At 65.1% G+C, this 24,746-nt stretch carries 21 protein-coding genes and 2 pseudogenes; 6 read left to right on the top strand and 17 right to left on the bottom strand.

Translation table 11 applies throughout. The features are described from left to right. Positions 1-49: 49 nt before the first annotated feature. The 12 genes and pseudogenes from ACIPHN_RS01125 to ACIPHN_RS01070 all read right to left on the bottom strand — a co-directional run bounded on the left by ACIPHN_RS01125 (position 50) and on the right by ACIPHN_RS01070 (position 13,025). Positions 50-358 (bottom strand): DUF971 domain-containing protein, encoded by a 309-nt coding sequence (locus tag ACIPHN_RS01125; RefSeq protein WP_400431518.1) that lies wholly within the window; start codon positions 356-358, stop codon positions 50-52. 3 nt (positions 359-361) lie between these two features. After that, on the bottom strand, positions 362-1,330 hold the full coding sequence (locus ACIPHN_RS01120; RefSeq protein ID WP_400431515.1) for a HEAT repeat domain-containing protein: 969 nt from the start codon (positions 1,328-1,330) through the stop codon (positions 362-364). 46 nt (positions 1,331-1,376) lie between these two features. Then, a complete protein-coding gene (locus ACIPHN_RS01115; protein WP_400431512.1) occupies positions 1,377-2,228 on the bottom strand; it encodes an ABC transporter ATP-binding protein in 852 nt (283 codons plus the stop codon). Between the two features lie 3 nt (positions 2,229-2,231). Then, on the bottom strand, positions 2,232-3,083 hold the full coding sequence (locus ACIPHN_RS01110; protein WP_400431509.1) for an ABC transporter permease: 852 nt from the start codon (positions 3,081-3,083) through the stop codon (positions 2,232-2,234). Positions 3,084-3,096: 13 nt separating this feature from the next. Continuing rightward, a complete protein-coding gene (locus tag ACIPHN_RS01105) occupies positions 3,097-4,500 on the bottom strand; it encodes an ABC transporter substrate-binding protein (protein WP_400431506.1) in 1,404 nt (467 codons plus the stop codon). 48 nt (positions 4,501-4,548) lie between these two features. Next, positions 4,549-4,782, bottom strand: coding sequence for a ferredoxin family protein (locus tag ACIPHN_RS01100; protein WP_400431504.1), 234 nt, complete (start codon positions 4,780-4,782; stop codon positions 4,549-4,551). A gap of 19 nt (positions 4,783-4,801) precedes the next feature. Then, positions 4,802-6,535 (bottom strand): fumarate reductase/succinate dehydrogenase flavoprotein subunit, encoded by a 1,734-nt coding sequence (locus ACIPHN_RS01095; protein WP_400431501.1) that lies wholly within the window; start codon positions 6,533-6,535, stop codon positions 4,802-4,804. A 35-nt stretch (positions 6,536-6,570) separates the two neighbouring features. Beyond that, positions 6,571-7,326 (bottom strand): GntR family transcriptional regulator, encoded by a 756-nt coding sequence (locus tag ACIPHN_RS01090; RefSeq protein WP_400431498.1) that lies wholly within the window; start codon positions 7,324-7,326, stop codon positions 6,571-6,573. A 185-nt stretch (positions 7,327-7,511) separates the two neighbouring features. Further along, positions 7,512-8,141 (bottom strand): annotated as a pseudogene (locus ACIPHN_RS01085) (transporter substrate-binding domain-containing protein); the annotation flags it as partial. A 105-nt stretch (positions 8,142-8,246) separates the two neighbouring features. Next, positions 8,247-9,287 (bottom strand): annotated as a pseudogene (locus ACIPHN_RS01080) (alpha/beta fold hydrolase); the annotation flags it as partial. Between the two features lie 106 nt (positions 9,288-9,393). After that, the gene (locus ACIPHN_RS01075; protein ID WP_400431495.1) at positions 9,394-11,940 is read right to left on the bottom strand and encodes an EAL domain-containing protein; all 2,547 of its coding nucleotides are present in this window, start codon (positions 11,938-11,940) and stop codon (positions 9,394-9,396) included. 134 nt (positions 11,941-12,074) lie between these two features. Further along, a complete protein-coding gene (locus ACIPHN_RS01070) occupies positions 12,075-13,025 on the bottom strand; it encodes a LysR family transcriptional regulator (RefSeq protein WP_400431492.1) in 951 nt (316 codons plus the stop codon). A gap of 200 nt (positions 13,026-13,225) precedes the next feature. On the opposite strand from ACIPHN_RS01070, the gene ACIPHN_RS01065 reads away from it, so the two are divergent. Next, a complete protein-coding gene (locus tag ACIPHN_RS01065; protein ID WP_400431489.1) occupies positions 13,226-13,663 on the top strand; it encodes a DoxX family protein in 438 nt (145 codons plus the stop codon). A 43-nt stretch (positions 13,664-13,706) separates the two neighbouring features. Here the strand turns inward: ACIPHN_RS01065 and ACIPHN_RS01060 are convergent, their stop codons facing one another. The 3 genes from ACIPHN_RS01060 to ACIPHN_RS01050 form a co-directional block, all read right to left on the bottom strand. Then, entirely contained in the window at positions 13,707-14,888 is a 1,182-nt protein-coding gene (locus ACIPHN_RS01060) for an acyl-CoA dehydrogenase (RefSeq protein ID WP_400431486.1), read from the bottom strand. A gap of 140 nt (positions 14,889-15,028) precedes the next feature. Then, positions 15,029-15,358: an addiction module antidote protein gene (locus ACIPHN_RS01055; protein WP_400431483.1), complete on the bottom strand. Its 330-nt coding sequence runs from the start codon at positions 15,356-15,358 to the stop codon at positions 15,029-15,031. A gap of 491 nt (positions 15,359-15,849) precedes the next feature. Then, entirely contained in the window at positions 15,850-16,938 is a 1,089-nt protein-coding gene (locus ACIPHN_RS01050) for a branched-chain amino acid aminotransferase (protein ID WP_400431481.1), read from the bottom strand. Positions 16,939-17,156: 218 nt separating this feature from the next. On the opposite strand from ACIPHN_RS01050, the gene ACIPHN_RS01045 reads away from it, so the two are divergent. From ACIPHN_RS01045 to ACIPHN_RS01025, 5 genes are all read left to right on the top strand, one after another. After that, complete coding sequence (locus tag ACIPHN_RS01045; protein ID WP_400431478.1) at positions 17,157-18,065, top strand: LysR family transcriptional regulator; 909 nt, start codon at positions 17,157-17,159, stop codon at positions 18,063-18,065. A 195-nt stretch (positions 18,066-18,260) separates the two neighbouring features. Next, entirely contained in the window at positions 18,261-19,715 is a 1,455-nt protein-coding gene (locus tag ACIPHN_RS01040) for an MFS transporter (RefSeq protein WP_400433125.1), read from the top strand. Positions 19,716-19,818: 103 nt separating this feature from the next. Further along, a complete protein-coding gene (locus ACIPHN_RS01035) occupies positions 19,819-21,786 on the top strand; it encodes an aconitase family protein (RefSeq protein ID WP_400431475.1) in 1,968 nt (655 codons plus the stop codon). A gap of 157 nt (positions 21,787-21,943) precedes the next feature. Next, positions 21,944-22,537, top strand: coding sequence for a DUF4865 family protein (locus ACIPHN_RS01030; protein WP_400431472.1), 594 nt, complete (start codon positions 21,944-21,946; stop codon positions 22,535-22,537). A gap of 86 nt (positions 22,538-22,623) precedes the next feature. Next, the gene (locus ACIPHN_RS01025) at positions 22,624-23,538 is read left to right on the top strand and encodes a LysR family transcriptional regulator (protein WP_400431469.1); all 915 of its coding nucleotides are present in this window, start codon (positions 22,624-22,626) and stop codon (positions 23,536-23,538) included. Here ACIPHN_RS01025 and ACIPHN_RS01020 read toward each other — a convergent pair. Together ACIPHN_RS01020 and ACIPHN_RS01015 are read right to left on the bottom strand one after the other, a co-directional pair. Next, complete coding sequence (locus ACIPHN_RS01020; RefSeq protein WP_400431466.1) at positions 23,528-23,941, bottom strand: cupin domain-containing protein; 414 nt, start codon at positions 23,939-23,941, stop codon at positions 23,528-23,530. The genes ACIPHN_RS01025 and ACIPHN_RS01020 overlap by 11 nt on opposite strands. Positions 23,942-23,999: 58 nt before the next feature. After that, on the bottom strand, positions 24,000-24,746 hold the full coding sequence (locus ACIPHN_RS01015; RefSeq protein WP_400431463.1) for an SDR family oxidoreductase: 747 nt from the start codon (positions 24,744-24,746) through the stop codon (positions 24,000-24,002).

The following is a 24,746-nucleotide window of genomic DNA, read 5'->3' as shown; positions in this document are numbered from 1 at the left end:
TTGCGCATGACCTTGCGCGGAAAACGCATGCTGCACGGGACGCAGATGCTTATGCGCGGACTGGCAAGGAGGGCAGGGAGGACAGCGAGCGCAGGAAGGGCCAGGGGTAGATGCCACGGTCGTGGCCGTCATCGAAGACCAGCTGGACGCCATAGTGGCCCACGGGCAGGATCTTCACCAGCCTGATGGCGGCGACCACGACGATCTTGCCGTGCTGTTGCCGCAGCGCGGTGCAATCGGCGCAGCGGCAGGCCAGGCGCAGCTGGTGATGCGACAGCTGCTGGCGCTGGCCATCGTCCCATTCGATGTGCAGGCTGGCCGAGATGGCGTGGTTGGTCAGGCTGAGTGCTTGCGGCATGGTTCAGCGGTCGCGACCGATCTGTTCCAGCGCCAGGCGTACCGACTTGCGTACTTCGGGATCAGGATCCTGTTCGGCCAGCAGCAGCGCCGGTAGCGCCGACTCGTCGCCGATCTCGCCCAGGGCCAGGGCCGACTCCTTGCGCAGGTTGCTGTTGCTGTGGGTCAGCGTGATCAGCAAGGCGCTCACGGCCCTGGCATCGCGCAATCGTCCCAGGCTGCGGGCGGCGCGCAGGCGCACCTGCCAGTAAGGATCCTCCAGGCCAGCGATCAGGTCGGCCACGGCCTCGGCCGGCTTGAGCTTGCCCAGGGTGGTGGCGGCTTCCTCGCGCACCTGCCAGTGGGCATCGCGCAGTGCGGAGAGCAGCGCAGGCAACACGGCGCTGTCCCGGGAAAAACCGAGCGCGCCGGTCGCTGCACGACGGACATCGGCGTGGGGATCCGTCACCGCCAATCCGGTCAGTGCGGCAATGGCCGACTCCTGCTTGAGATAGCCCAGCACGGCCACGGCCTCGCGCCGAACCTCGGCATCCGCGTGGGCGACTGCCTCCAGGGCCGGGGCCAGGCTTTGCGGGGCGCGCAGCTCGCGCAGGCCACGCAGGATGGCCACCAGCACCTCGGGTTGACTGGCATGGGCCTGCGCCAGCAGCAGCGGTGCCGACGATGGCAGCTTGAGCTCACTCAGTGCGTGGGCCGCAGCCTGGCGCACCTCGATATCGGCATCCTGCAGCAGCGCGATGATGGCCGCGACGCTGTCCGGGCTTTCGAAGGCTTCCAGTGCGCGCACGGCCTCCAGGCGCACGACGGCCGCCTCGTCGGCCAGCGCCTGGATCAGCAGTGGCGCGTGTTCGTCGCCGGCCTCGTCGATCAGGTCCAGCACCGCAATGCGGCGTACGGCCGGGTCGGCATGGGCAAGACGGTCGCGCCAGGGGGCGAGCTCGTCATCGAAGGTGGCGGGATGGCTGGAAGTCACAGGGTCTTTCCTTAATGGTCAATGCGGAAGTCGCAAATATCAGGAGTCAGATGGCGAACTGGATGGCATCCATGGAGGCAAGTGCCTGCCCACCCAGGGGACTGAGGCGCTCCAGCGGAACGACCCGGGCTTCGGGATGCAGCAGCGCCAGGCAGTGGCGCTTGAGTTCGGTAAAGCGCGGCGAGGTCACCAGGTCCGGGCCGCGCGGACGCGGAAAATCGATGGCCAGCTCCTCGATGATGCGCCCCGGGCGCGGACTCATGACGAGGATGCGGTCGGCCAGGAACAAGGCCTCGTCGATGTCGTGGGTGATGAAGAGGATGGTGGTGCCGATGCTGCTCCAGACCTGCAACAGCAGTTCCTGCATCTTGAGGCGGGTCTGGGCGTCGAGGGCGCCGAAGGGTTCGTCCATGAGCATCACGCGCGGCGCATTGATGAGCACGCGGGCAATCTCCACCCGCTGCTGCATGCCGCCCGACAGCTGGGCCGGGTAGCTCTGCGCGAACTCCCCGAGACCGACCAGGCGCAGCAATTGCCTGGCCTTCTCAAGCCGTTCGGCACGTGCGACGCCCTTCATCTTCAAGCCGAAGGCCACGTTGTCTATCACCTTTTGCCAAGGGAAGAGGGTGTGATGCTGGAACACCAGCCCGCGATCCGGGTGGGGGCCGCGCACCGGCTTGCCGTCGACGTGGACCTGGCCCGCGCTGGGCTCCAGATGGCCAGCCAGCGCGCCCAGCAGGGTCGACTTGCCGCAGCCGGACGGGCCCAGCACGCAGACGAACTCGCCCGGGGCGATCTGCAGCGACACGTCCTGGAGCGCCGTGAAGCGGCGTTGGCCTGTACCGAGCTGCAGGGACAGGTGCGCGATGGCCACCTGGCCGGAGGAAGGAATATGCATGGTCTACCTTTGCAACAGATACCAGGGCATCAGCCAGGCACCGAGCTTGCGGATGGCGGCGCTGCTGCCCATGCCCAACAGGCCGATGAACATCATGCCCACCACGATGTCAGCATAGTTCTGGATGGTGTAGGAGGCCCAGGTGTAATAGCCGATGCCGAACTGACCGGCGATCATCTCTGCGGTCACCAGGCAGAACCAGGCTGTGCCCATGCCGATGGACAGGCCGGTGACGATGCTGGGTGCGGCCGCCGGCAGGATGACCTGGGTCAGGATGGCGCGCGCGCCGCATCCCAGGCTGCGCGCCGAGGCCACCAGGCGCGTATCGATGCCTTCCACGCCGTGGATGGTATTGAGCAGGATGGGAAACAGCGCGCCGATGAAGGTGATGAAGATCATCGACAGCTCGGACGAGGGAAACATCAGGATCGCCAGCGGAATCCAGGCCACCGCCGGAATCGGCCGCAGCAGCTCCAGCGGTGGCAGCAGTACATCGGCCAGCCAGCGCAGCCGGCCGATCAGCATGCCCAGCACGATGCCGGCCAGCGCAGCCACCGCAAAGCCGGAAAACACCCGCACCAGGCTGGCCCACAGGTGGCTGGCCAGCCTGGGCGATTGCAGCAGCGTCCAGGCCGCCGCCAGTACTTCACGCGGGGCCGGGACATTCTGGAAGGTGACCAGGCCCAGGTTCACCCGGTGCTGCGCGGCCCATTGCCATAGCAGCAGGCAGGCCGTGATCGAGGCGACCCGCAGCAGGTAACGGCGCCACGGGATGGCAAGGGCCTGCGGCACGCTGGCCTGCCTGGGCAGATCGGGCAAGGAGGTCGCCGTGCTGGCGGGGGAACTCGGGCTCATGTCGGACTCCCGCTTAGAGGGCAGCGGCCTTGGCGGCAGCAAAATCGAGCACCTTGCCGCCATTCGCAACGGCCCAGTCGCGGGCGGAGTCCTTGAGCAGGAAGGCGCTGGTCTCGCCCTTGGCCTGTACATACCAGGCATCGGCGGCCAGCAGTTTCAGGCCGGTTTCGCGGTCATGGGCATAGACGGTACGGATCTTGCGGCCCGACTGCTCCAGCTTGCGCGCCTCGGCCAGGGCGGACTGCAAGGTCGCATAGTGACGCACCAACGGCTCGCCCTGGACCCAGATCTGGCCAACCCGGCGCGGATCGGTGATGGGCTTGCCGGTCAGGGCATCCTTGGCGTTGAGCGGCGACTTGGCGTAGTTCTTGAGCTGGGCATCGTAGTCCAGACCGGATTGCTTGAAGGCAGCCCGGATGTACTGGTCGTCGATGAAGGTATCGGCATCCAGGTCGGTCTCGGTGCGCTTCATGGCCTTGAGCGTGGCGATGGAGGTCTTGACGGCCTGGCGGTACTCCGGCTTCCACGTGAAATCACGGGTCTGCAGGCCCAGCGGGCCGTGGAACAGGTAATCCACCTCGGCCTCGATGCCAGTCACCTTGGCGATCAGCTCGCTATACTTTTCCGGCTCGGCGGCAATCAGGCGGTTGGCTTCGATGGCCGCGCGCAGGTAGGCGATGACGATCTCGGGATATTTCTTCGCATAGTCGGCATCGACCAGGCTGCCATGGAAGGTGGGCGTATTGGCCTGCGAGCCATCGAAGATCTTGCGGGCGTAGCCGCGATGCGGGAACAGCTCGGCAAAGGGAACGAAGTCGGCGTGGGCGTCGATCTTGTTGCCCTGCAGGGCGGAGCCGGCCACTTCGGGGGCCTGGGTGATGATGTTGACGTCCTTGTCGGGATCCCAGCCCTGGTCCTTGACCGCCCGCAGCAGCATGCCGTGTGCGGTGGAGGCAAAGGGCACGGAGATGGTCTTGCCCTTGAGTTCGGACAGGGACTGCACCGGCGAGTCCTTGGGGACCACGATGCCATTGCCGCTACCGGTGGTGCTGCCCGAGAGCACGGTGATGAACAGGCTCTTCTTTCCCGCCTTCTGGAAGGCCGCGCCGTTGAAGGACCCCGGGAAGTCGGCCATGGAGCCGATATCGAGCTTGCCGGCCACCATCTCGTTGGTCAGTGGCGCGCCGGAGGTGAAATTCTTCCACTGGATATCGTACTGGGCGTCCTGGTACTTGCCGTCATGGGGCAGGTACTTGTCGAGCAGCTTGAGTTCCCGGATCAGCAGGCCACCGGTGGCGCAATTGATGGTGGTGTCCTGGGTGCCGATGGCAATGCGGATGGTCTCGGCACTGGCAGAGGCTGCGGCCAGCGTGGAGAGGCCGAACAGCGCAGTGATGAGGGTGTGGCGTAATTGCATGGAGGGTTCCCTGAAAGATGAAGTCCTGCCTTTTCTGAGCGTGGATGGTCAGCGCAGCAGGTACGGTATGTCGACATGGACTGCCCCGGTGGGACAGTCCTTCTCACAGGGCATGCAATACCAGCACTCGTCGAACTTCATGTAGGCCTTGCCTTTCTCGGCATGGATGGCCAGCACGTCGAGCGGGCAGACATCGACGCAGACGGTGCACCCCTTGTCGGCGATGCATTTGTCCTCATCGATGGTGACCGGGACATTGGTGATGGAAAACGCGGTGGGCATGGGATCTCCTCTGAAGGGCTCAGGCGGCAGCCGGTTCGGCTTGCTTCTTGATGCGCAGGTGTTGGTAGGCCGACTTCTCCTGCTCGTCCAAGGCCACGATGTAGGGCTCGATGGGGCGCTTGAAGCTGACCATGCGGCCATCCTGCTTCTGCAACTGGGCGTGTACCAGCCACTGGGCGTCGTCGCGCTCGGGATAGTCGACCCGGTTGTGGTACAGGCCCCAGCGGCTCTCGGTGCGGAACAGCGAGGCCCGTGCAGCCATCTCGGCGCAATCCCGGATCGCATGCACTTCCATGGCGCGCATGAGCTCATGCGGATTGCGCGCCTGCAGCCGTGCCAGATCGTCATGGATGGCATCGAAACGCTGCAGGCCGATTTCCATCTTGCGGGTCACCTTGGGCGGCTGCAGGTAGTCGTTGACCATGCGGCGCAGCTTGTATTCCACCTGGTTGGGCGGCAGGCCGTCCTGGCGCGCCAGCGGCGCCCAGACCCGCGCACGTTCAGTGGCGACCTGCTGTTCATCGATCTCGGCCAGTGCATGGTCGGCGCAATAGCTGACCGCGCTTTCTCCTGCCAGGCGGCCATAGACGAAGGCCCCCAGCATGTAGTTGTGCGGCACGCAGGCCAGGTCGCCGGCCGCATGCAGGCCCGGCACCGTGGTGCGGGCCTGTTCATCGACCCACACACCGGAGGCGGAATGGCCGCTGCACAGGCCGATTTCTGAGATATGCATCTCCACCATCTGCTGGCGGTAGTCGGTGCCGCGCCCGGCATGGAAACGCCCGCGGCTGGGCCGTTCGTTGGTATGCAGGATGGTCTCGATGGTGCCGATGGTTTCCTCGGCCAGGTGGTTCAGCTTGAGGAAGACCGGCCCCTTGCCACCTTGCAGTTCGTTATAGAACTCCTGCATCATCTGGCCGCTCCAGTAGTCGCACTCGATGAAGCGCTCGCCCTGGCTGTTGGTCGTGAAGCCACCGAAAGGACCGGTCACATAGGCGCAGGCCGGGCCGTTGTAGTCCTTGATCAAGGGATTGATTTGGAAGCATTCGATGCCCGACAATTCGGCCCCGGCATGGTAGGCCATGCTGTAGCCATCGCCGGCATTGGTCGGGTTTTCGTAGGTGCCGAAGAGATAGCCGGAGGCTGGCAGGCCCAGGCGGCCCGCCGCGCCGGTGGCCAGCACCACGCTCTTGGCACGGATCACATGGAAGTCGCCCGTACGGCAATCGAAGGCCATGGCCCCGGCGATGCGGCCATCGTCGGCCGTCAGCAGGCGCGTGGCCACCAGGCGGTTGGTGATCTCGACGCGGGCGCGCTTGAGGCGCCGGTACAGGACCTTCTTGATGTCGTGGCCTTCCGGCATGGGCAGGACATAGGTGCCCATGTGATGCACCTTGCGCATGGCATAGTCGCCGGTCTCGTCCTTCTCGAACTTGACGCCCCAGCGATCCAGTTCCTCGATCATGGAAAAGCTGTTGCGGGCATACGCCATGACGGTCTTCTGGTTGACGATGCCGTCATTGGCAATGGTGATTTCCTTGACGTATTGCTCGGGCGTGGCAAAGCCGGGGACGATGGCATTGTTGAGCCCATCCATGCCCATCGAGATGGCGCCACTGCGCTTGACATGGGCTTTTTCCAGCAGCAGCACGCGCAGTGCCGGATTGGCTTCCTTGGCCTTGGCGGCGGCCATGGGGCCGGCGGTGCCGCCACCGATGACCAGTACGTCAACGCTCTGTACATGGGTTTCCATGCATTCTCCTTGCTTGTGGATTCGAGGGGCAGCGATCAGCTTGCTGCCGGTCCGCCGCGCGAGATGCGCAGGTGGTACTGGAAGGTCTCGCTGCGGAAATACAGGTATTCGAAGTCGAAGGGGCGTCCCTGGGCGTCGCAGGTCAGGCGCTCGATGCGCAGCAGGGCACTGCCTTGCGGCACCTGCAAGGCCTCGGCCAGGGCCGCGTCAGCCAGCACGGCGCCGATCTGCAGGTCGGCATGTCCCAGCGGGATGCCGAAGTCGTTTTCGAAGATCAGGAAGATGTCGCGCCGTTCCAGGTCTTCATGGCGCAGGCGCTCGCCCAGATCCTCGGGCAGATAGGTGATTTCCAGCGAAACCGGTTCGCCGTCCAGGTGCCGGATGCGGCGGATCTCGGTCACGCCGGTAGCGGGAGCGACCGCCAGCCGTTCGGCCACCTCCAGGGTAGCCGCCACACTGCGGTGGCCGATCACCCGGTTGTGGATCTGGTGCCCCTGACGCGCCATGGCTTCGGCAAAACCTTCGAGCCGGGTCAGTTCCTGCTGGGCCTTCTTGCGTGCCACGAAGGTCCCCTTGCCGGCGATCTTGAAGATCACCCCTTCGCGCTGCAGGTCCGACAGCGCCTGGCGCACCGTGATGCGGCTTACGCCGAAGAGGGCGCCCAGCTCGCTCTCGGAGGGCAGGCGCTCGTGGTCGCCATAGGTGCCATCCAGGATGCGCTCGCGCAGGCGATCCTTGATCTGGACATAGAGCGGGACAGGCGAGGGGGCGATGACATCGAAGGCGGACATACGGGTTCCTGGCAAATCGGGCTGGGTGATGACTGCTCGGCAACCTGTCATGACAGGTTATGACCGAGGCAATGGTAAGCACCGATGCCAGGGAGGGGAACGAATCAATTCGCGCATCGATATGCGCAAATCGTTGTCGCCAGGAGGGGAGAGATGGCCAGCCGCCATGGCGCTGGCCCGGAGCGTCAGTCCTGGCCGGACGCCACCAGCGCCCCCTCGATCCCATGACGGGCCAGGGCGGCGGCGACGAAGCCGGAGGCCTTCATCTCCTCCACAAACGCCGCCAGGTAGTCGCCCGCCTGCTGCCCACGGGCGGTGGGCAGGCCCATGGCCTGGCGGATCACCATGAAGCGCTGGTCGAGAATGCGCAGACCACCGACCTTGGCGGCGTCTGCCTGCAATTGCTGCTTCACGCCGGCGGCCACATCCAGGTGCTGCGTCAGGAAGCTGGGCACCACCGCCGCCGAGGTCGGGGTGCGCACCAGCTGGGCCTGTTTCAGTTCACGCGAGAGGTAGAGGTCATAGGCGCTGCCCTGGCCCACGGCCACCGTGATGCCGGGCCTGTCCACCTGGGCATTGGCGGTGATGGGCGAGTCGGCGCGCACGGCATAGTAGCCTTCGATGAGCACATAGGGACGGGTGAAGTGGATCTCGCGGGCGCGCTTGGGATCGATGGCGAAGAAGCCGATATCGGCCTGGCCGTCCTCAAGATTGTGCACCGACCCGGCCGCCGTCTTGCCCACCACCAGCTGCAGCGGCACGCCCAGGCGACGCGCCAGTTCGCGTGCCAGGTCGACCGAGACACCCACTGCCTGGCCGCTGCCGGCGTCCATGCTGGCCAGCACCGGATTGCCCAGGTTGATGGAGGCGCGCAGCACGCCGCCCGGCGCAAATTGCTTCACCAGCGCGGGATCCGGCCCCAGGCTCTTGAGCAACTGGGCATGGAAGGCCTCGGGCATCTGCGTCTGGGGTGCATGACCGGCACCGGGGAAGACCACCAGGCTGGCATGCGGGATGCGTGCCACGGCCTGTCGTCCCAGCTCGGCATAGTTGCCCAGCGCGCCGCGCAGCTCGGGCGGGGCGAACTCCTTGCCGATGGCGGTGTTGTCCTGGTCGCCGATCATCAGCACGGTCGGGGTCTGCAGATGCTCCAGCTCGTAGTAGACCGGCTGGGTCAGGATCATGTCGTAGAGCAGGGCCGAATTCCACGCCACCAGGGCCTTGCAGGGCCCGCGATACATGCCTGCCAGCATCTGCACCGGCGGCTCGTAGGCCGGGCTCCATTGACCGGCGAAATAGGTATTGCGCTCGTAATTGCGGATGCGCTCGGCGGTCGTGCCCAGTTCACGCGCATACCACTGGTCCACCGAGACGGGCGGCACGCCCTTGGCGCGCCAGTCTTCCAGCCCGATCGGGTCCACCAGCACCAGTTGCCGGGTCTCTTGCGGATAGCTCAGGGCATAGCGGATGGCCAGCATGCCACCGGTGGAGTGTCCGACCAGCGTGGCCTCGCGGATGCCCAGCGATTGCAGCAGGGCGTGGGTATTGGCCGCCAGTTGCTGGAAACTGAACTGGTAGTTCTCCACCTTGCTGGACTTGCAGAAACCGATCTGGTCCGGGGCGATGACGCGGTAGCCGGCGCGGCTGAGCACGTCGATGGTCGGGCCCCAGGTACCGGCACAGAAGTTCTTGCCATGCAACAGCACCGCCGTGCGGCCGTTGGCCGTACCCGCCGCCGGTGCCACGTCGAGGTAGGCCATCTCGATTTCCTGGCGTTGTGAGTGGAAGCGGAATTGCGATACCGGATAGGGATAGTCGAATCCCTCCAGTCTGGGGCCATAGACGGGGCCTGCTCTGGCATCATCGGTGGCCGCCAGGGTCAGTGAAGGGAGCAGGGCAGTCGCCAGCAGGGCGCCGGTCAATGGACGGCGCAGACGGGCGAGGAGAGAGGCGAGGATCATGGCAGCTTGGGCAGGTGAATGGCGAAGACAGGCCCGATGTTAGCCAATTTGCCGAAGCTTCGCCGGCCTTGACGAAAACTGACGCCTGGCCGTGGGCTCCCGGCGCTCAGGCTGCCCGGTTCATCTCGTCGAACTGAGCCGGCGGGACCGGGTGGCCGATCAGGTAGCCCTGGTAGCGGCCACATCCCAGCGCCGCCAGGAACTGTTGCTGCGCCAGCGTCTCCACGCCTTCGGCGATCACCTCCAGGCCGAGTGCCTCGCCCAGCGCGATGATGCTCTTGGCGATGGCCACGTCGCTGGGCGCCACCAGCAGCTCGCGCACGAAGGACTGGTCGATCTTGAGCTGGTCGATGGGCAGGCGCTTGAGCAGCGACAGCGATGAATAGCCGGTGCCGAAGTCATCCAGCGACAGCGCCAGCCCGTGGCGCTTGAGTTCCAGCATCTTGACGATGGTGCCCTGGATGTCATCGACCATGGCCGACTCGGTCAATTCCAGCTTGAGATGCGATGCACGCGCCCCGGTCCGTGCCAGGATCTCCAGCACATTGCCCACGAAGTCCGGCTGACGCCATTGCACCGCGCTGACATTGACGGCGATGACTACCGCGGCCTTCTCGTCGTGGCCGTTCCAGCGCACCGCCTGGCGGCAGGCTTGCTCCAGCACCCATTGGCCCAGCGGCAGGATCAGGCCGGATGCCTCGGCCACCGGGATGAACACGCCCGGCGAGACCGGCCCGCGTTGGGGACTGGTCCAGCGCGCCAGCGCCTCGGCACCGATCAGACGGCCGCTCAGGTCGCGCTGCGGCTGGTAATGCAGGTCGAATTCGCCGGCCTGGATGGCGCGCCGCATGTCGGCTTCCAGGCCGATGCGGAAGTGCAGCGCATGTTCCATCTCCACGTCGAAGAGGCAATAGGTGTTGCGACCATTGGTCTTGGCCGCATACATGGCCAGGTCGCCCTGGCGCAGCAGGTCTTGCACGTCGGCGTGCTGATCCTGCATCAGCGCCACGCCCACCGAGCAGGTCGAGAAATGCCCCACACCGTCCAGCTCGAAACGCCTTTCCATGGAGGCGATGATCTGTTGCGCGAAATACGCCGCCTTCTGCGTGGCCTCGGTACGCGGCAGCGCATGCAACAGCACCACGAATTCGTCGCCACCCAGCCGTGCCACCATCCCGCTTCCTGCCACCAGCACCAGCAGGCGTGCGGCAATCTGCTGCAACAGCAGGTCGCCCATGGGATGGCCAAGGGCGTCGTTGAGATCCTTGAAGTTGTCGACATCGATGAAGAACAGCGCCCCCATGGTCGGTCCGCCACCGGCCTGCAGGACGGCAGTCTGTATCTTCTCCAGCAAGAGCCGGCGATTGGGCAGGGCGGTCAGCGGGTCGTACAGGGCCAGCTGGCGCGTCTCTTCCTGCAGGGCCTTCTGGGCGCTGATGTCAAGCTGGGTACCCACATAGTGGCTTACCTCGCCACTGGGCGCGGCCACGGCGGTGAGGGTGAGGACGGCGAAGAACTCGCTGCCATCCTTTTTGCGTACCAGCAGCTCCCCATGCCATTTGCCGCGGCCATGCAATAGCACCCAGAGGTGGGACCGGAAGTCCAGCTGCGTGTTTTCCAGACGACAGGGCGGCATGGTCTGGCCGGTCAGATCGGCCAGGTGGTAGCCGGTCAGTTCGGTGAAGGCGGCGTTGACTTCCAGTATCTGGCGCTGGGCATCCATGACCCAGATCGCCTCGGCCGAATGAAAGGCGGTGGCGGCGATGCGCAAGGAGGCTTCGCTTTGCATCAGCTTGTGCGTGCGGCGCGCCACTTCCCGGCGCAGGTAGATCGCCATCAGGCTGGCACAGGCCAACAGGCCCAGCGCGCCCCCCAGCAACCACCACACATACGGCGGAATGCCCTTGTTGACCGGCCCCCATTTACCCAGGATGTCGAAATAGACCGACCGGGGATCGGCCTGCCACTGCGTCAGGTATCGATCGATGGTGGACAGCGTATCCAGGTCATGGCCCTTGCCGCTGACGAAGAACAGCTTCACCGGCTGGAACACCATGTTGGTGGCGGTCAGGTGATGGCGGTCGGCCAGCATGTCGCCGGCCTGCTGGCTGGCGATCACACCGTCGATCTGGCCGGCTGCTGCCAGGCTGAAACCGGCTTCCAGGTCCTGCAGGCCGACCAGGGTCACCTGGATCCCCGAGTTTTCCATCAGGTTGCGGAAGTAGCTCGACTGCACCGAGTTGTCCAGCACGCCGATCTTCTTGCCCTTCAGGTCGAAGACCGACTGGATTGCGACCCGTGGGTTGCGATACAGGATGGACCAGCCGTACAGCGCCGGCACGGTAGAAAACTGGACGAGCTTGTCGCGCTCCTCCGAATAGGCCACGTCAGGCAGCAGGTCGATCAGGCCGGATTGCACGCCGCGCAAGCAGGCTTGCCATTCACAGGGGACGAAACGCAGCTGCCAGCCTTCGCGATCGGCGATCTGGCGCAACAGGTCGATATGGATGCCGCTGGCCTGGCCGGCGCTATCAAAGAAGATTTTTGGCGGATTCTGGTAGACACCGACCTTCAGCTCGCGCTGCGCGCCATGTGCCTGCGGCAACATGTACAGCCACGCCAGCAGGACCAGCCACAGGCAAGACAGCCGCATCAGGCGTAGCGCAGCGGTAGGCCTGGCAATGAGGCCGTCAGAATGATCAGATCGCTTTGCTGTCAGGTAGCTTGCCAGAGTCTTCATACCGCCTGAATGCATGGTGAATTGGTTTTTTGCCAATTCTACTGGGATCAGGCTGATTTGTAAGGCCTATATGCACCCGATCCCTCGCGCACGGGGGCGGGATGCAACCAGGGATGGGCGGAAAATACCCCGGTGGCCCAGGCGATGAAGGCGCGCACTTTGGGAGACAGATGACGACGCGCCGGATAGATGGCGGAAATCGGCGTGGGCGGCGTGACCCAGTGCGGCAGGATCTCGACCAGCGCGCCACTGTCCAGGTGGGCTTGCGCCAGATAGCGGCCGATCCGGATGATGCCCAGCCCCTGCAAGCCACAGGCCAGGTAAGTGTCGACATCATTGACAGCCACAGCGCTAGGCAGCTTCACATCGATGGGGCGGCCATCGGCGACGAATTCTTCGCTGACATCGCGCCATCCTCCCTTGGGGAAATAGCGGATCACGGCATGGCCGGCCAGATCCTGCAGGGTCGCCGGATTGCCGTGGCGTGCCAGGTAGGCTGGCGCCGCACAGGACACCCGCTGCAAGGCGCCGATGGTCTGGGCCACCAGGCTGGAGTCCGAGTTGAGACCGACCCGGATGGCGCAATCGACCCCGGCCTCGACCAGGTCGATCGATTTGTCGTCTACGCCCAACACCAGTTCCAGTCCGGGGTGCGCATCGATGAAGTGACTGAGCTCGGGGATCAGCACGCTCTTGGCCAGCGAAGCCGGCATATCCACCCGCAAGCGACCGCGCAGCACGCGATCGCCATCGCCGCTGGCCAGATCGGCGACGTCATTGAGGATGCGCCGGCAATCCTCGCTGATGGCTTCGCCCTCGGGGGTGAGGCTCAGGCGCCGGGTGGTCCGCTGCAACAGCCGCACGGCCAGGTAGTCTTCCAGCGACTGCACGGCCTTGGTGACGGAGGCCGGGGAGATGTCGAGGATGGCGGCAGCCTTGGCGAAGCTCTTGGCGTCGGCGACGCAGAGGAAGATTTCCATCGCTTGGAGGCGGTCCATGGCAGCTTTCAGACGGTAAGAAGTGGCAGGAAAGGCGAGCTGCTTGGACAGTGGAAAGCGGCAGGGATTGTTTCTCGTCCTGAAATTTTCAATTTCCCCGGCGCGCATGGCTGGCCTGGCGCGGGCCGACTATGATCCTGACGCACCGTTTGTTGCGCCGGTTCGTTGCACTTTTCCACCATTCCGAAACAGGAGTCGCCATGCACACTACACCATCCACGACCACCCTGCAGCAGGCCGTCCAGGCCCCGCACCAGGGCCTGGCCATGTTCATCCGGCTGTTGCCGGCCGCGCTGTTCCTGCTGGCCGGCCTGCGCAAGATCCTGGCCTATGGCGCCACGGTCCAGCATTTCAGCGGCCTGGGGCTGCCGTTGCCTGGTCTGGTGACGCCGCTGGTCATCGCCATCGAGATCGTCTTGCCGCTTCTCTTCATCGCAGGCTGGCGCCTGCGCGAGCTGGGGGTGCTGCTGGCGCTCTATACGGTGGCCACGGGCGTGGTCGCGCACCAGTTCTGGGCCGTGCCGGACGCGCAGTTCGGCAACCAGTTCAATCACTTCTTCAAGAATGTCGCCATCGCCGGCGGCTTCCTGCTGGCGGCCTTCCCGACGGCAGCCGCCACCGCCCGGGCACGCCCATGAGAGCGGGGCCTTGCACCCCGCGCCGCAGAAGAGCGAAGGCCGCCTAGAAGAAGCCCAGCGTCGGCAGCCTGACCTGGTTCACGCTCAGGTTGCCCAGGGCATAGGCCTTGTGGCTGGTGTGGTTGTGGGTCGACACGGTGCGGATGTTGCGCCAGTGGCGATCCAGGTTCAGGTGAGACAGGGTGGCCGAGGCACCGGCGATGTCGAACAGGGCCGTGGCCGCGTGATGGGCGATGCGATCCACCGTGACCTTGGCCTTGGCGGCGGCAGCGGCTGCCTCCTGGACCTGGTCGTCGACGTCGGGCGCATCGGTCTGCAGGGCCGCATAGGCGCGGTCGGCTTGTGCGGCCGCAGCCAGCACGATGGCACGGGTAGCGAAGGCATCGGCCTCGCGCTCGCCCAGCGCCGCCAGCAGGATGGGATCTTGCGAGGCGGCTGCCGTGGGGGCGTAGTAGAAGTTGCGCTTGCGCTTGCCCAGCAGCGCGGCAGAATCGCGCGCAATGGCGCTGACCACGCCGGCAATGACTGCGGTCAGGAACAGTTGCGCGATGGTCGAGCCGAATACCGCCTGCCGTACCGGCACCTCATGGGGCAGCAGGACTTCGTCGGCCTTCACCAGCACGTTCTCCAGCAGCGTCGTGCCGCTGCCGGTCAGGCGCTGTCCCATGCCGAACCAGTCATCCACGGTCTTGACGCCTTCCCTGTCCCGGGGCAGCAGCACGATGGCGCGTGCGCCGTCTTCTGTCGAGACGGTGATGTGCAGCCAGTCCGCAAAGAGCGAGCCGGTCGAATAGAACTTCTGCCCGTTGACCACATAGTGATCGCCCTGACGCACCAGCCGCGTGGACAAGGGCCCGGCGCCCCCGATCTGGTCATGTCCCGGTTCGGTATGGGCTGCACCGATGAGCGCACCTGCCGCGACCTGTTCGCGCAGATGACGCAGGGCCGGGTGCTGCGAGGGGGTATTGAGCACACGCTCCAGCGCCACATGGTGGTTGCGCCAGATATGGGCGATGTTGGGATCGGCCTGGGCCAGCGTGATGGCCGCATCCAGGGTCTCGACCAGACTGGCACCGCCGCCACCGTAGCGGGCCGCCAGGCGGCGTGCGCCGAAGCCGGTGGCCTTGATCTCGTTGATGAGGGCGAAGGGTTGTTCGCGCTGGGCATCGCGCTGGGCGGCGCCGTCGGTGATACGTTGCAGCAGTTCGGCTGGGAAGGCAGACATGAGGGCGTGTCCTGTATGAGTGGCATCGTTGTTGATGGGATGCAGACATCATAGGGGCAGCCATGAGCAGGCCAAACTGCGAATTTCTTCTTAGCTTGTGCGTCGTGCGCATAGCATGTACGCGTGTCGCCGCGAACGTGTCAGGCAGGAACGTGGTGGTCAGGCTCGACAGACAAGCGCATTCCCACTGCCTTAAGCACTGCCAGCAGCGTTTTCAGCGTCGGATTGCCCTTCGGCGAGAGAGCGCGATACAGCGATTCCCGGCTGATACCGGCTTCGGCAGCCACCGCAGCCAGGCCGCCGTATGCTTCCGCCACGGTGCGCAGCGCCAACAGGCCGGCAGCCCGATCATCCGGATTGTCGAGCGACTCCATCGCCGCCTTGAGATACTCCACGGCCAGATCCCGATCTGCACGCAGTTCAGCCACCTCCAGATCGTGATGAGAGACCGCCGCGTTTGGTTTGCTCATGTTTGCCTCCGCTTCCATTCGATCCAGAACAGCTCGATCGACGATACGCCTGTAACTTAAAAGCTACAATCGTATCAGGCGCAACACGGCTGCAATACTGGCCTTGAGTCGTATTGACGGCATTGATTGCTTCTGGAGCGATACGAATGCACGCCCAGGTGGCAATGCCGTTCAGCTAAGCTTGTTGCCAGTCCCGAAGCCTGCTTGACTTTGCTTGCGCCACCGCTGACCGTTCGTCCTGAGTAGCGGCGTAGCCGTGTATCGAAGGCGCACCTGCACACCAGGCTCAAGTGCGCCTTCGATACGCCCCTAAAGGGCCTACTCAGTCCGAACGGTTTCAAATGGATTGAAGAGAACTTAAGCAAAATCGCCGCGCCAGATGACTCTGGAGCGGCGAATTTTTCTTAACTGAACTGCATTACGCCCAGGTGGGCGGCTTTGACTGGGCAGCCCGGCAACAGCGGCCGGGCACCCCAGGATGAGACAGGCGCTTAGCCCAGACGCTTGACCCAGCCGAACTTGTCTTCGGCGCGGCCTTGCTGGATGTCCAGCAGGGCGTTCTTGAGCAGCAGGGTGATCTTGCCGGCCTGGCCTTCGCCGATGGTGAACTCGGACTTGGCGCGCTTGATGTGGCGGATCGGGGTGATCACGGCTGCGGTGCCGCAGGCGAACACTTCGGTGAGCTTGCCGCTGCGGGCATCGGCTTCCCATTGCTCGATCGAATAGGGTTCTTCGCGGGCTTCGATGCCCAGGCTCTTGGCCAGGGTCAGCAGCGAGTCACGGGTCACGCCCGGCAGGATGGTGCCGCCCAGCGGCGGGGTCTGGATGGTGCCATCCTTGAAGATGAAGAAGATGTTCATGCCACCCAGTTCTTCCACCCAGGTCTTGTCGCGGCTGTCCAGGAACACCACCTGGTCGCAGCCCTGGCGCTGGGCTTCGGCTTGCGCGGCCAGGCTGGCGGCGTAGTTGCCGCCGCACTTGGCTTCGCCGGTGCCGCCGATGCCGGCGCGCGAGTAGTTCTCGGACACCCACAGCGAAATGCCGGAGTTGCCATCCTTGAAGTAGTCACCGACCGGGCAGGCCAGCACGTAGTAGGCATATTCCGAACCCGGCTTCACGCCTAGCGCGGCCTGGTTGGCAAACATCACCGGACGCAGGTAGAGCGAAGAACCGCGTGCCTTGGGGATCCAGTCCTTGTCGGTCTTGGCCAGCTTCTCGACCGATTCCAGGAACAGCTCCACCGGCAGCGGGGCCATCGCCAGGCGCTCGGCCGACTTCACGAAGCGGCGGGCATTGGCGTCCGGACGGAACAGCGAGAAACCGCCATCTTCCAGGCTGTAGACCTTCAGGCCTTCGAAGATTTCCTGCGCATAGTGGAACACCAGGGCGCTGGGAGCGATGCTCAGGGGAGCGTAGGGGACGATCTTGCCATCATGCCAACCGTCGGCGGTGGTGTAGCGGGCCGATGCCATGTTGGCCGAGAAGACGCTGCCGAAGCCGGGATTCTGCATGGCCGCCTCGCGCACATCGGTGGCGACTTGGATGGAATGTTGCGTCGAGAAGAAGTTCTGGGTAGTCATTGCAAGCTGTGTCTGGTTGAGTAAGGCATCGGCGCTCCACGACGCCGACAACCTGCCAAGGATATCACTTTGGGAGGATTCAATGAGATCGACGCTTCAGCTGGCCCGGGACTTGCCTATCCGCAAGCCCGGAAACGTGTCGTTTCAGGCCTGCCGGGCAGCAAACAGCATAAAGGGCACTACAATGCGAAGCGATCTGCGCTTGAACCAGCCGTCCTATGAACAATCTGCTCAGAAAAATCGACCTGACCTCGCTGCGCCTGTTTGTCGCGGTCTGCCAGGAAAAGAACATCGCCCGCGCCGCCGAACGCGAATTCATCGCGCCCTCGGCGGTAAGCCGGCGCATCACCGAGATCGAAGCCATCATCGGCCTGCCGGTGATCCAGCGCCAGTCGCGCGGCATTGCCGTCACCCCGGCCGGCCAGACCGTGCTGCGCCATGCCCAGGCCATCATCGCCAATATCGAGGCCATGAATGCCGAACTCGGCCAGTTCTATTCGGGCGCGCGGGGCGAGGTGAGGGTGGTGGCCAACCTGTCGTCGATGGTGCAGTTCCTGCCGGAAGACATTGCCGCCTTCGAGCGGCTCTTTCCCGAGGTCAACGTCGATATCGAGGAGCAGAACAGCATCGACATCGTGCGCTCGGTCGAGGAGCGCCGTGCCGATTTCGGCATCTGCGTGGCGCAGACGCCGGGAGCGGAAACGCTGCAGCAGCTGCCTTATCGCAGCGACCGGCTGGCCGTGCTGGTACCGCGCCAGCATCGCCTGGCCGGGGCAAGCCAGGTCGGGCTAGCCAGTCTGGCCGAAGAAAACTTCGTCGGCCTCTCCAGCGACAGCGCCCTGACCGCCATGCTGGCCCGCGAAGCCAGTCGCGAAGGGCTGGCGCCGCTGAAGGTCAAGATCCGCGTCAGCAGCCTCGATGCGCTTTGCCGCATGGTGCATGTGGGGCTGGGCATCACCATCCTGCCGCAGCAGGTGGGGCAGCTTTACCTCAACACGCTCGATATCGCACTGATCCCGCTGGCGCAGGCATGGGCCACGCGCGAGCTGGTCATCCTCATCAAGGCGCGCGAGCAATTGAGCGCCTGCGCCAGTTCGCTGGTGAGCTTCCTGGAACACCAGGACTGAACCGGCTGTGCTGGCGTCTCGAATCGAGAGGCCAGCCCTCCCGACTTAACACCTCTGGGCCAGTCTGCCCCACGTATATTGGATCAGACCTAAAGGGCGTCACGACGCGCCTGTCGACAACAAGGCCCAGCCAGTCAACGGGCTCAAGAATGCATGGAGACAGCAATGAACAACAAATCGGCCGCGAGCGCAGCGATGGCCGGCGAGGGCGTACGCGCCTCGTCGACCGCATCCTCCCCAGGCGCCAGGACCATGGCATCGGCCGCCGTGCCGGTGCATGACGTGGGAAGCATCTCGGCCCGGCTGGACCGGCTGCCCACCACGCGCTCGGTCTGGAAGCTGATCATCCTGCTGAGCCTGGGCTTTTTCTTCGAACTCTACGACCTGCTCTATACCGGCTACGTGGCCCCGGGCATGGTCAAGGCCGGCCTGCTGACGGCGTCCACCACGGGCCTGTTCGGCACCACCGGGGTGGCCAGTTTCGTGGCGGCACTGTTTGCCGGGCTGTTCGTGGGAACCATGGCCTGCGGCTTCCTGGCCGACCGCTTCGGGCGGCGCACGGTCTTTACCTATTCGCTGCTGTGGTATGTGGGGGCCAACCTGGTGCTGGCCTTCCAGGACAGTGCCAGCGGGCTCAATACCTGGCGTTTCCTGGTGGGCATCGGCCTGGGCGTGGAGATGATCACCATCGGTACCTATCTCTCCGAACTGGTCCCCAAGCATGTGCGCGGACGCGCCTTTGCCTGTTGCCAGGCGGTCGGCTTCAGCGCCGTACCGGTGGTGGCCTTCATTTCCTACCTGCTGGTGCCGTTGAAGCCCTTCGGTCTGGATGGCTGGCGCTGGGTGGTGCTGATCGGCTGCCACAGCGCCATCTTCGTCTGGTGGATCCGCCGTCAGCTGCCGGAAAGCCCGCGCTGGCTGGCCGGCAAGGGCCGCTTCGAGGAGGCCGACCGCATCCTGTCGGCGCTCGAAGCCCGGGTCGAGAAGGAATACGGCAAGCCCTTGCCGGCACCGCTCGTGGCCGAGGCGATCAGCACGGTGCGCGCCGGCTTTGGCACCATGTGGGTGGCGCCGTATCGCCGCCGCACCCTGATGATGATCGTCTTCAATATCTTCCAGACGGTGGGCTACTACGGCTTTGCCAACTGGGTACCGACCCTGCTGATCAAGCAGGGCATCACGATCACGACCAGCCTGATGTATTCCAGCATCATTGCCATCGCCGCGCCGCTGGGTCCGATCATCGGCCTGCTCATCGCCGACCGCTTCGAGCGCAAGCACGTCATCGTCGCCATGGCGGGGGTGAACGTGGTGTGCGGACTGGTCTTCAGCCAGGCCTCGGCCACGGTGCTGCTGGTGACGATGGGGATCTGCCTGACGCTGGCGGGCAATATCATTTCCTACAGCTACCACACCTACCAGGCCGAACTGTTCCCCACCGCCATCCGCGCCCGGGCGGTGGGCTTCGTGTACTCGTGGAGCCGTTTCTCGGCCATCTTCAGCTCCTTCATCATCGCCTTCGTGCTGCACGAGTTCAATGTGACGGGGGTGTTCGTGTTCATCGCCTCGTCCATGCTGGTGGTGATGGTCGCCATCGGGCTGTTCGGCCCCAGGACGCGCGGCATGGCGCTGGAGAAGATCTCCCAGTAGGCAGGTCGGACCCGGCCATCGCCATCGGCGATGGCTCACCGCATCAATCGGCACTTCGGCGCCGCTTGCGGGTCGGCTACAGTGGCCGCTTCAGGAGAGGCACATGAGCGCATTGACGATTCCAGGCCGGATCCTCTTCCTTGCGGAAGATCCGGCAACCATCCAGGCCCAGCTTGCAGGGCAATCCCTGAGCCGGGCGCAAGCCGGGCCTTTGCGCCACGACGTTTCCACCGACGAGATCACGCCCATTCCGGTGCTGGTGAACTACGACGAACGGCTGGGGCGCTATCCCTATGTCGGCCTGAAGGCCGGTGATCGGCTTCCCATCGGCACCGATGCAGTCCGCAATGGCGGCTTCAGCGTCACCGTGGCCGGCAAGCGCTACGGCAAGGGTTCCTCGCGCGAGCACAGCCCGGTGGCCGAGCGCAATGCCGGCATCGTGCTGGTGATTGCCGAGAATTTCGAACGCATCTACCGACAAAATGCCGACAACGTCGGCCTTTTTACATCCACGGATTTCGGACTGATCGAGCGCATCCAGGCCGGCGAAGCCATTCCCATCGAGGAACTGGTGGCCTCGCGCGACCAGTTGGCCGCCGCCATCCTGCGCAGCGGCGGCTTGCTGCGTTATGGGCAGGCACACATGCGCCAGGTACGTATCCAAGGGCCCGCCAGCGTGGCAGGCCAGCCGCAGACGCTGGCCGAGAAGATCCTGGCCCGCCACCTGGTGACCACCGACGATGTCGCGGCCAGCCTGGTGCCGGGCGATGGCGGGCTGGTCAAGGCCGACTGGCGCTTCATCCACGAGTACTACACCGGCATGGCCACGCATATGCTGCACAGCGCCTTCGGCAAGCCGGTCACGCTGCACGAGCCGCAGACCATCCTGGCCTTCGAGGATCATCTGTCCTATGCCAATCGCAGCCCGGTGCACCAGCAGGATGGCCTGATGAGCGGAGTCGTCCAGCTCTCCCGCGCGCATCGCGAATTCGCCCGCGACTACGGCATCCGCAACCACGGCTACCTGGACGATGCCGCTGTCGAACAGGGGCGGGGCTCGGAAGGCATCTCCCACGCCGTCATGGCCGAAAGCTATGCGCTGCCCGGCCAGGTCGTGGTGGGCACCGATTCGCACACCCCCCATAGCGGCGCGGTGGGCTGCCTGGCCTTCGGCGTGGGCACGACCGACATGGCCAACAGCATGGTCACGGGCGCGGTGCGCATGACGGTACCGGCCTCGCTGCGGGTGGAATTATCGGGCCACATTGCGCCGGGCGTGACCGCCAAGGACATCGTGCTGGCGCTGCTGGCCGAGCCGCGCATCCGTGCCGGCGCCGGCGTGGGCAAGGTCTTCGAATTTGCCGGTGCGGCCATCGCCCAGCTGTCTACCGACGAGCGCGCCACCCTGACCAACATGACCGCCGAACTGGGCGGCTTCTCGGGCATCGTGGCGCCGGACCAGGAGACGGTGCGTTTTCTCAAAGAGCGGCGCGGGCTCGACTTCGTCCTCGAAGACTGGATGCGCAGCGACGATGGCGCCCACTATGCCGACCACTTCCACATCGATTGCACCGCGCTGATCCCCATGGTGGCGCGCCCCGGGGACCCCGGCAATGGCCTGCCCATCACTGCACTCACCGACGGGCCGGTAAAGCTGGACATTGCCTACGGCGGCTCCTGCACGGCCGGCAAGCGCGAGGATTTCGACTACTACCACCAGGTGCTCTCCTGGGCCGCCGAGCGCGGGCTGAAGGTGCCATCCCACGTCAAGCTCTACCTGCAGTTCGGTACCGTGGCGGTGCGCGACTATTGCCAGCAGCGCGGCTATCTCGCGGCCTTCGAGGCGGTCGGTGCCGAGCTCTTGCAACCGGCTTGCGGTGCCTGTGCCAATTGCGGCCCGGGTTCGTCCACCGGGGCGCAGCAGGTCACGGTCAGCGCCATCAACCGCAACTTCCCCGGCCGCTCGGGTCCGGGCCAGGTGTGGCTGGCCAGCCCGCCGACGGTGGCGGCCAGCGCCATCGCGGGGGAACTGGTGTGCTTCGAGGAGTTGCAGCGGCGCTTTGCGGCCTAGGTAGCAAGGGAGGGTGTTGCCCGCCTTATGCGCCCAATGCATAAGGCGTGTCGCAATGAGTTGCGCATCGAAATCGGCGGCTCTGTATCTGCCGCCGACGATCGTGCAAGACTAAGGTGTCAACAGGCTGGAGTCACCTGCGTGACGGCCAGCCGCCTTGTCACCCACACTCCTGCCTATCGCCATCATGATCATTGCCCACTACGAACATCGCCTTCCCGCCGACTACGACCTCGAACGCATCCGCTCCAGGGCCGCCCAGCGCGGCCAGCTCTGGGACGACACCCGCGATCTCTACTTCAAGGCCTTCTTGCTCCGTGAATCAGGACGTCACGGCGCCACCGGCCACAGTTATTCCTCGCTGTACCTGTGGCGGCACGCGCAGGCGCTAACCCAGTTCGTGGGCAGTCGCTTCCGTTCGGTGACCGACAGCTTCGGTCGTCCCGAGATCCAGACCCGGCTGGCACTGGACGCCCGCCGTGGCAACGGCACCGTGGCACGCTTCGCCTATCGCCAGGATATCGACATCGCCCGTGATGCCGACCTGGCGGCGGTGCTGGCCGAGGAGGCGGCGCGCAACCAGTCCCAGGTCGCCCGCCCGGCCATCGTCGCCGGCGCCGTCGGTGTGGACGTGCAGCAATGGCGCGTGAGCCGCATCCTGCTCTCGGAATCCGAGCTGGATCAGGATGCCGGCACGGCTTACCAGGTGCTCTACCTGGCCCGGCCGGAGCTGGAACAGCTACCGCGCTGAATGCCATCACCCCTCCCGCGCCAGGGCCTGCGCAGAAGCGCCACAAGCCAGTACAATCGGGCTCATCTCATGAATGGAGCTCACCAATGGCGCGGGAGAACTACAATGACCTGCTGGCCTTCGTGGCAGTGGCGCGCGAACGCAGCTTCACGCGCGCGGCGGCGCAGCTGGGGGTGTCGCAATCGGCCCTGAGCCACACCATGCGGGCGCTGGAAGAGCGTCTTGGCGTGCGCCTGCTGACGCGTACCACGCGCAGCGTCTCGCCCACCGAGGCGGGCGAACGGCTGATGGCGACCATCAGTCCGCGCTTCGACGAGATCGATGCCGAGCTGGCCGCGCTGAGCCTGCTCAAGGACAAGCCGGCCGGCAACATCCGCCTGACGGCCGCCGAACACGCCGCCACTACCGTGCTCTGGCCCAAGCTGGTGCCGCTGGCCGCCAGCTATCCGGATATCCATGTCGAGATCACGGTGGACTACGGCCTCACCGATATCGTGGCCCAGCGCTTCGATGCGGGCGTGCGCCTGGGTGACCAGGTGGAGAAGGACATGATTGCCGTGCGCATCGGCGCGGATCTGAAGATGGCCGTGGTGGGCAGCCCCGACTACCTGGCCGGCAAGCCCAGGCCGCAGTCGCCGGCCGACCTGGCGCAGCACCAGTGCATCAACCTGCGCCTGCCCACCCACGGCGGCCTGATGGCCTGGGAGTTCGAACGCGACGGTCACATGGTCAAGGCCCGGGTGCAGGGGCAGTGGACCTTCAACAGCAGCCAGCCCATGTTGCGGGCGGCCCTGTCCGGCTTCGGCCTGGCCTACTTGCCCGATGACATGGTGCAGTCCCATGTGGCGGCCGGCCAGCTCAAGCGGGTCATGACGGCCTGGATGCCGACCTTCCCGGGCTATCACCTGTACTACCCGAGCCGACGCCAGAACTCGCCGGCATTTCATCTGCTGGTACAAGCGCTGCGCCAGCGGGGGGCAGCTGCGCCCCTCAGTCGGTAACGACGGGACCGTCCAGGTATTGCGCGTCGCTGACGTGCTCCATCCATTCGACGTTCTTGCCATCGAGCATTTCGGTGATGGCCACATGCGACATGGCTGTGCGATCGGTGGCGCCGTGCCAGTGACGGCGCTGGCACGGACACCAGACCACGTCGCCGGCGCGGATCTCGGTGCGCGGGCCGCCTTCGCACTGGGTCCAGCCCACACCGGAGAGCACGACCAGGGTCTGTCCCAGGGGATGGGTATGCCAGGCGGTACGCGCGCCCGGCTCGAAGGTGACGATGGCGCCACCGCTGCGGGCGGGCGCCTCGGCATTGAAGAAACTGTCGATGCGCACGGCACCGGTGAAATACTCGGCGGGGCCCTTGACCGAGGGCTGGCTGCCATTGCGGCTGATTTTCATGGGAAAGAGGCTTTCTGTTCGTGAAGGGGGAGGGCATGACCGGGCAGGCCCGGCATGTTCAGTATTCCTGGCGGGTCGGACGGAACAGGATCTCGTTGATATCGACGTCCTCCGGCTGGCTCATGGCAAAGAGCAGGGTGCGCGCAAACGAATCGGCCGGGATGGCGATCTCGTCATAGTATTTCTGCAAGGCGTCACGCACCTCCCCCACCGTGGCGCTGGCTGGCAGCTCGGTATCGACCGCGCCCGGCGAGATCACGGTGGTGCGGATGTTGTAGGGCTTGACCTCCTGGCGCAGGCCTTCGGAAATCACCCGCACGGCGTGCTTGGTCGCGGAATACACAGCGCCGCCGGCGCGCACCTTGTGGCCCGCCACCGAAGAGACATTGATGATGTGGCCGCTCTTGCGCTCACGCATGTGCGGCAGCACCGCCGCGATCCCGTACAGCACGCCCTTGATGTTGACGTCGATCATGCGGTTCCAGTCCTCGGAGCGGCCCAGTTCCAGCAGCGACTGCGGCATCAGGCCGGCATTGTTGAGCAGGGCATCGACCTGGCCGTACTGGTCGATCGCGGCCTGCACCAGGCGCCGGACCTGCTCCTCGTGGGTCACGTCGGTCTGCACGGCGATGGCTTCGCCGCCCTCGGCCTGAATGGATTCGATGATGGCCTGCATACGTTCCATGCGGCGCGCGCCCAGCACGATCCGGGCGCCATGACGAGCCAGCAGGCGCGCCGAGGCTTCGCCCAGGCCACTGCTGCCGCCGGTGATGACCAGTACCTTGTTCTTGATGGGGTCGTTCAT

Origin of the sequence: Herbaspirillum sp. NPDC087042, from assembly GCF_044745245.1 — a bacterium.
GTDB lineage: Bacteria > Pseudomonadota > Gammaproteobacteria > Burkholderiales > Burkholderiaceae_D > Herbaspirillum.
Note: the sequence above shows the minus strand (reverse complement) of the source record. Positions and strands in the feature narration are given on the sequence as shown.

Bases quoted from the DNA above. Each gene is read 5' to 3' on its own strand.
- ACIPHN_RS01125 (WP_400431518.1), bottom strand. From the start codon at position 358: ATGCCGCAAGCACTCAGCCTGACCAACCACGCCATCTCGGCCAGCCTG.
- ACIPHN_RS01115 (WP_400431512.1), bottom strand. From the start codon at position 2,228: ATGCATATTCCTTCCTCCGGCCAGGTGGCCATCGCGCACCTGTCCCTG.
- ACIPHN_RS01110 (WP_400431509.1), bottom strand. From the start codon at position 3,083: ATGAGCCCGAGTTCCCCCGCCAGCACGGCGACCTCCTTGCCCGATCTG.
- ACIPHN_RS01105 (WP_400431506.1), bottom strand. From the start codon at position 4,500: ATGCAATTACGCCACACCCTCATCACTGCGCTGTTCGGCCTCTCCACG.
- ACIPHN_RS01100 (WP_400431504.1), bottom strand. From the start codon at position 4,782: ATGCCCACCGCGTTTTCCATCACCAATGTCCCGGTCACCATCGATGAG.
- ACIPHN_RS01095 (WP_400431501.1), bottom strand. From the start codon at position 6,535: ATGGAAACCCATGTACAGAGCGTTGACGTACTGGTCATCGGTGGCGGC.
- ACIPHN_RS01090 (WP_400431498.1), bottom strand. From the start codon at position 7,326: ATGTCCGCCTTCGATGTCATCGCCCCCTCGCCTGTCCCGCTCTATGTC.
- ACIPHN_RS01075 (WP_400431495.1), bottom strand. From the start codon at position 11,940: ATGCGGCTGTCTTGCCTGTGGCTGGTCCTGCTGGCGTGGCTGTACATG.
- ACIPHN_RS01070 (WP_400431492.1), bottom strand. From the start codon at position 13,025: ATGGACCGCCTCCAAGCGATGGAAATCTTCCTCTGCGTCGCCGACGCC.
- ACIPHN_RS01065 (WP_400431489.1), top strand. From the start codon at position 13,226: ATGCACACTACACCATCCACGACCACCCTGCAGCAGGCCGTCCAGGCC.
- ACIPHN_RS01060 (WP_400431486.1), bottom strand. From the start codon at position 14,888: ATGTCTGCCTTCCCAGCCGAACTGCTGCAACGTATCACCGACGGCGCC.
- ACIPHN_RS01055 (WP_400431483.1), bottom strand. From the start codon at position 15,358: ATGAGCAAACCAAACGCGGCGGTCTCTCATCACGATCTGGAGGTGGCT.
- ACIPHN_RS01050 (WP_400431481.1), bottom strand. From the start codon at position 16,938: ATGACTACCCAGAACTTCTTCTCGACGCAACATTCCATCCAAGTCGCC.
- ACIPHN_RS01045 (WP_400431478.1), top strand. From the start codon at position 17,157: ATGAACAATCTGCTCAGAAAAATCGACCTGACCTCGCTGCGCCTGTTT.
- ACIPHN_RS01040 (WP_400433125.1), top strand. From the start codon at position 18,261: ATGGCCGGCGAGGGCGTACGCGCCTCGTCGACCGCATCCTCCCCAGGC.
- ACIPHN_RS01035 (WP_400431475.1), top strand. From the start codon at position 19,819: ATGAGCGCATTGACGATTCCAGGCCGGATCCTCTTCCTTGCGGAAGAT.
- ACIPHN_RS01025 (WP_400431469.1), top strand. From the start codon at position 22,624: ATGGCGCGGGAGAACTACAATGACCTGCTGGCCTTCGTGGCAGTGGCG.
- ACIPHN_RS01020 (WP_400431466.1), bottom strand. From the start codon at position 23,941: ATGAAAATCAGCCGCAATGGCAGCCAGCCCTCGGTCAAGGGCCCCGCC.
- ACIPHN_RS01015 (WP_400431463.1), bottom strand. From the start codon at position 24,746: ATGAACGACCCCATCAAGAACAAGGTACTGGTCATCACCGGCGGCAGC.